5 protein-coding genes and 1 tRNA gene are annotated in these 5,482 nt (G+C 53.5%); 3 read left to right on the forward strand and 3 right to left on the reverse strand.

Going from position 1 to position 5,482, the window contains the following annotated elements; genetic code table 11:
* Window positions 1–374, reverse strand: a 374-nt coding sequence (locus QZ197_RS14545) for a ParB/Srx family N-terminal domain-containing protein (protein WP_296432857.1), incomplete at its 3' end; no start/stop codon positions are given.
* Window positions 375–945: 571 nt separating this feature from the next.
* Here QZ197_RS14545 and QZ197_RS14550 point away from each other — a divergent pair.
* Both QZ197_RS14550 and QZ197_RS14555 read left to right on the forward strand, forming a co-directional pair.
* Complete coding sequence (locus QZ197_RS14550; protein ID WP_296432864.1) at window positions 946–1,350, forward strand: DUF2924 domain-containing protein; 405 nt, start codon at window positions 946–948, stop codon at window positions 1,348–1,350.
* Entirely contained in the window at window positions 1,347–3,011 is a 1,665-nt protein-coding gene (locus tag QZ197_RS14555) for a recombinase family protein (protein ID WP_296432859.1), read from the forward strand. The genes QZ197_RS14550 and QZ197_RS14555 overlap by 4 nt, the downstream gene beginning before the upstream one ends.
* 360 nt (window positions 3,012–3,371) lie before the next feature.
* On the opposite strand, the gene QZ197_RS14560 is transcribed toward QZ197_RS14555, so the two are convergent.
* A tRNA-Arg gene (locus tag QZ197_RS14560) sits at window positions 3,372–3,448 on the reverse strand.
* A 110-nt stretch (window positions 3,449–3,558) separates the two neighbouring features.
* Between QZ197_RS14560 and QZ197_RS14565 the strand changes: the two genes are divergently transcribed.
* The gene (locus QZ197_RS14565; protein WP_296432861.1) at window positions 3,559–4,584 is read left to right on the forward strand and encodes a LacI family DNA-binding transcriptional regulator; all 1,026 of its coding nucleotides are present in this window, start codon (window positions 3,559–3,561) and stop codon (window positions 4,582–4,584) included.
* Between the two features lie 236 nt (window positions 4,585–4,820).
* On the opposite strand, the gene QZ197_RS14570 is transcribed toward QZ197_RS14565, so the two are convergent.
* A partial coding sequence (locus QZ197_RS14570; protein WP_296432862.1) for a hypothetical protein occupies window positions 4,821–5,482 on the reverse strand: 662 nt, incomplete at its 5' end.

Here is a 5,482-nt window from a genome sequence, read left to right on the forward strand (position 1 = left end):
AGGCTCAAGTCCATCAATTCTCCTAGCTCGATATGGAGCGCCGCCTCATTCCAGTCCGAGAGTTCTGCGAGTTTGTTGTCGGCAATCCGCAATGCGCGGATCTGGGGATCAGAGAGATGGTCGACGACGACCACGGGGATGTTGGCAATGCCGCGCGTCTTGGCAGCCTCAACGCGTCCGTGACCCGCAATGATGGTGCCGTCAGCGGCGGCAAGGACCGGGATCACATAGCCAAAGGTCGCAATGGAGACTTTGAGTTTGTCGATGGAAGCCGCGTTGTGGATCCGGTTGTTTTGGGCGTAGGCATTAAGATTATTGATGGGTGTAAGGACCACATGGTCGGCCACCCAAGTTTGGTTCATGTTTTTAGACATAAAAATGTTCCTTTCGGATTGACGTAAAAAGCGCTCTTTTCAAAAAGGATCGGATTGGAAGTTGATTAGAGCATACTCAACAACCCCCAGATCTTATCGATCCGCGGAGCTGCCCTTTGAATGCTCTGTGCTGACCGATATGCTAGCGCGTGCTGCCGACTGGGCGGCGTGTTCCCGTAAGGAGAACAAAATCTCAATCGCACATGTCAGCAATTCTGGCAAGGGAAATATTCGTAACCCATTGTTATTGCAAATAATATGGGGTGTGTTGGCGGAACTGTCTCTGTGTATGCATTGAACATATTTATCTGCATCGCTTTCAAGCAGCAGAGTTGCGCACGCGTTTCTGGTGAGCCGCTAACTGCCGTTTTCGTTCAGACTTCACAGTAGTTGATAGTCCACTGCCCAATCAGGGCAGTTTCTGCGCGCACTCTGCAAAGTCCATTGGACTTCTGAGACGCAAAGAGCGTCACTGAACCCACGCCGGCTACGATCGGGCTTGCCTCAGTACCGAGCTGCGCATGTCGCGCACCGTTATTGAGAGGTCCAAACGATGACCCAGGCACACCAAATGATACGGCTTGAAGATATCGGGTCTATGGAACGCGAAGCGCTGCTTGATGCCTGGCTGGAGGTTTTTCGAACGCCTGCGCCTAAGGGTCTCAGCCAGTCCATGATGCGCAGGTTCCTCGCGTTCGAAGTGCAGGTGCAAGCAAAGCAAGGCTTGAGCCGGCAATCTCAACGGGCCCTTGCAAAGCCAACAGACAAGCAAGCCAAGCACGCCGCCACAAAGCTTAAGCCCGGCGGGCGTCTCGTGCGGGAGTGGAACGGGGTCACGCACATCGTTGATGTGACAGAAAAGGGCTTTGCATGGCAGGGCAGGGACTGGCGGTCCCTCTCCGCCATCGCCAAAGAGATCACCGGGGCCCACTGGTCAGGCCCGCGCTTCTTTGGGCTCACCAAGGTCGCGTCATGAACAAGATTCGCTGCGCCGTGTACACCCGCAAATCGACAGAGGAAGGCTTGGATCAAGAGTTCAATTCACTTGATGCGCAATATGAGGCCTGCACCGCCTACATCGCCAGCCAAAAGCACGAAGGCTGGAAGCTACTGTCGCAGCGCTACGATGACGGTGGTATCTCAGGTGGCACGCTCGACAGACCCCAGATGCAAAGGCTCCTGAGTGACATTGATACAGGGCGCATCGACATGATCGTCGTCTACAAGATTGACCGCCTGACGCGCTCACTGGCAGATTTTGCAAAGCTGGTCGAGCGCATGGAAGTCGCAGGTTGCTCCTTTGTCTCCGTCACCCAATCATTCAACACCTCGTCATCAATGGGGCGGTTGACGTTGAACATGCTGCTGTCGTTCGCGCAGTTTGAACGTGAAGTGACAGCTGAACGGATAAGAGACAAGATAGCGGCCTCCAAGAAGAAGGGCCTCTGGATGGGTGGACTCGCCCCGCTTGGCTACGATCCACACCCCGACAAGACGCGCCGCGAGTTGGTGGTCAATGAAGCGGAAGCCGAGACAGTGCGGAAGGTGTTTCAGCTTTACCTCGGTGAGGGTTGCCTCAACGCGACGATGCAAGCGGCAACAAAAGCAGGACTGCGCACCAAGCGGCGCACGTTTGCAGATGGACGCACCCAAGGCGGCACTGCATTTGGGCGGGGTCTGCTCCACGCGCTCCTAACCAATCCAGTTTATCGCGGGCTGATACGTCACAAAGACAAAATCTGGCCCGGCGTGCATCCGGCCATCATTGATGACGACCTTTGGGATGCTGTTCAAACAAAGCTCCAGGCCGCCAGCGCAAAGAGACGCGGTGTTAAAAAGATCAATCAAGGCGTCACAGATGCGCCACTTCTGGGCAAGCTGCGTGACGACGCTGGCGAGCGTCTAACGCCAACACACACCAAACGACATAACCGGATTTTTCGGTACTATGTCTCCAATGGCTACGTCACTGGCAAACCCCGCCCGGATGGCTGGCGGCTTCCCGCAAAGCAATTGGAGGATGTTGTGGCGCAGTCAGTTGCAGATCATCTTTTGCATCATGCCAAGTCCTTGACTGTCGTTCAGACGGGATCAGCCAATCAGATGCGTGCAGCCGGTAAAAGTGCAACGTCTCTTGCGAAGCAAATCCAGCAAAAGGGGATTGCCTGCGCGGCTGCGGCCATTGACCACGGAACAATCAGCAAGGGGCAATTGGACATCGCGTTGGATCGAGACGTCTTGGCTGAACTGCTAGAGTGCCGGAGTGGAGATCTCACACCCACCATGCTGACAAACTCCACGATGTTCACAATGCGCCGCCGTGGTATGGGGATGAAAATTGTCGCTGGTGATCGGAAGCCTGACCCAGATCAAACATTGATCCGTGCTCTGCAAAATGCGCACCATTGGGCCGACAGTCTCAAATCGGGCAAGTCTGTCAAACAGATCGCAGCTGACTATAATTGTTCTGACAGCTACATGCGGCGGATCGTACCACTGGCGACGTTGTCTCCGGATCTCCAGCAGGCGATTCTGGGAGGCACTCAGCACAAGGATCTCACGCTCGAGAAACTCATCCGCGCAAACATTCCATTGGATTGGGCCGCTCAGGAAAAGCAGTTCGGCAACGCAAACTGAGCTTTCCCTGATCGAGATCCGCACTCCCTGTTCCGCGCACAAGCTTCCCTGATAGCCCCAAGGAATTCCCTGTTCCTGAGGTAGGGAAATCTACTCGTAAGCCCCTGAACTTACGTGTATAAAGTGCAGAAAATTCACCATAAATTCCGCTATTCAGGCGAAATTCCCTGTAAATCGGCCCTTATCAGGGAAATCCATACAAAACCGCACCGACCAAATTGATCAACAGAGACGATGGGTAAGTCAATGGGCTGAAGCAGGGTATCGGTGCGTCTCTCTTGCGGTCGCTGCAAGCGATGCGTTTGAAATTGCGCGGGAAATCCAACCCAAACGCGTGAGACGAAAATTCATGAAACTGAGTGGTGACCCCGATTGGATTCGAACCAATAACCTGCCCCTTAGGAGGGGGCTGCTCTATCCAGTTGAGCCACGGGACCACGCGGATATTCAATGCCTGCCTTTGCGCAGCGGGTCAACGGGCACCGCCCGCTAGCTTTTGTGGTGAAGGCCGGATAACAATAGGGAAACCACCAATAGGAACGCCCCATTGACGAATACGAATAAGCGCCCTTTGACCCTGCGTGATGTCTCTGAGGCATCCGGTGTCAGCGAAATGACTGTTAGCCGGGTCTTGCGGAATAAGGGCGATGTCAGCGCCGCTACTCGTGAAAAAGTCCAAGAAGCGGCCAAACGGCTAGGCTATGTGCCTAACAAAATTGCGGGCGCTTTGGCGTCGCAGCGGGTCAATCTTGTAGCGGTTATTATTCCCTCATTAGGGAATATGGTTTTTCCGGAGGTGCTTTCGGGAATTTCACAGGTTCTAGAAAGTACTGATCTGCAGCCAGTTGTTGGTGTGACAGACTATTTGCCCGAAAAAGAAGAAAAAGTTCTGTTCGAGATGCTGTCGTGGCGTCCATCAGGCGTCATCATCGCGGGGCTAGAGCATTCAGAAGCGTCGCAAGCGATGTTGCGTCAAGCGGGTATTCCTGTCGTCGAGATTATGGATGTCGACGGCGAACCCATTGATCACTGCGTTGGGATTTCGCACAGGCGCGCTGGCCGCAAGATGGCTGAAGAGATCATTGCTGCGGGCTATAAGCGTATCGGTTTTATGGGTACCAAAATGCCGCTGGATCACCGTGCGCGTAAACGGTTCGAGGGCTTTACACGCACACTTGCCAAAGCGGGTATCGAAATCGCGGATCAAGAATTCTACTCGGGCGGGTCCGCGCTGGCTAAGGGCCGCGAGATGACGGCCAAGATGATTGAACGCACGCCTGACTTGGATTTTCTATACTACTCGAACGACATGATCGGGGCAGGTGGGCTGCTTTACCTACACGAGCAAGGGATCGATATTCCCGGCAAGATCGGGCTCGCGGCATTTAACGGTGTTGAGTTGCTTGATGGTTTGCCGCGTCAGTTGGCGACTATGGATGCGTGTCGCCGCGACATTGGCATCAAAGCAGCGCAAATCGTGGCGGCGTTGAACCGCGGTGATGATGTGCCCGATGGTCCAATTATTGAGCTTAGCCCGACGCTTGCAGCTGGCGATACACTAAGACGTAGCTAAGCAAACGATTGTAAAACAAGATGCTTCGGCGCAACGGGGTGCATCCCGCTGCGCCTAAAAACAAGAAGTTAACAAGAAACAAGGCAACTAATTACAAGACCCACATATATCGAACATTGTGAAAAAATAAAGGCAAGTTTCATAAAAGTTTTAAGAACGCACAAGAAATAGGCTGATGACGTGGCGTCACTACCTTTGTTGACAGGACCCATTGCGAATTTCGTTTCAGCAAGCCGTCAAATCATCCGAATGACGTTCTTATCAATTGCCAACATATAACCTTTGCGGGCGATGTTTTTGACCAGCAGTTCGCTCATCATCTGATTACCTAGTGTGTCACGCAGGCGTTTGATGCGCGTTGCGCCTGCCGCTTCGTCGCATTCGGATGCATCACGGCCTGAAATCACGCCTTCGATTTCGGCGCCTGTTAGCACCTCATCGTCCATGCGCGCCTCTGCTAATACCGACAGCGTCTCAATTGCTGCGTCGGTCAGCTTAAATGCAAAATCGTTCAGATAAACCGCTTTCTCGTCACGGCTTATCGTGAGTGAATTGACCTCAATCCCTTGGCGTTCAATCCGGCCCATGCGTCGATTCAGTGCAATCAGCATCACCAAAAACGCAACTGCTGCGACCAGCAAAGCAGTCGCAAAGATGAGCAACACAAAGATAACGAAACGGTAAGACGCCAGCGTATCGGAAAACGCAGTTCCGGACCCCGCCAAGATTTCGAGCAATTTGATCTCGGCGTTGCTGGTCAAGTTGTCGTTTTCAACAAACAGCTGTTCAACCCGCAGATTGAACGCGTTGGCATCGGGCAGGTTTATGAACAACAGCACCGCGGCAATCGCAAGGATCACCACAATTGCGGCGATCCCCATGACGACAATCCGGTTGC

The organism is Yoonia sp. (assembly GCF_017854415.1).
Lineage (GTDB): Bacteria > Pseudomonadota > Alphaproteobacteria > Rhodobacterales > Rhodobacteraceae > Yoonia.

What these genes read in the sequence shown, in the direction of transcription:
- QZ197_RS14550 (WP_296432864.1), top strand. Translation starts at nt 946, where the DNA reads ATGATACGGCTTGAAGATATCGGGTCTATGGAACGCGAAGCGCTGCTT.
- QZ197_RS14555 (WP_296432859.1), top strand. Translation starts at nt 1,347, where the DNA reads ATGAACAAGATTCGCTGCGCCGTGTACACCCGCAAATCGACAGAGGAA.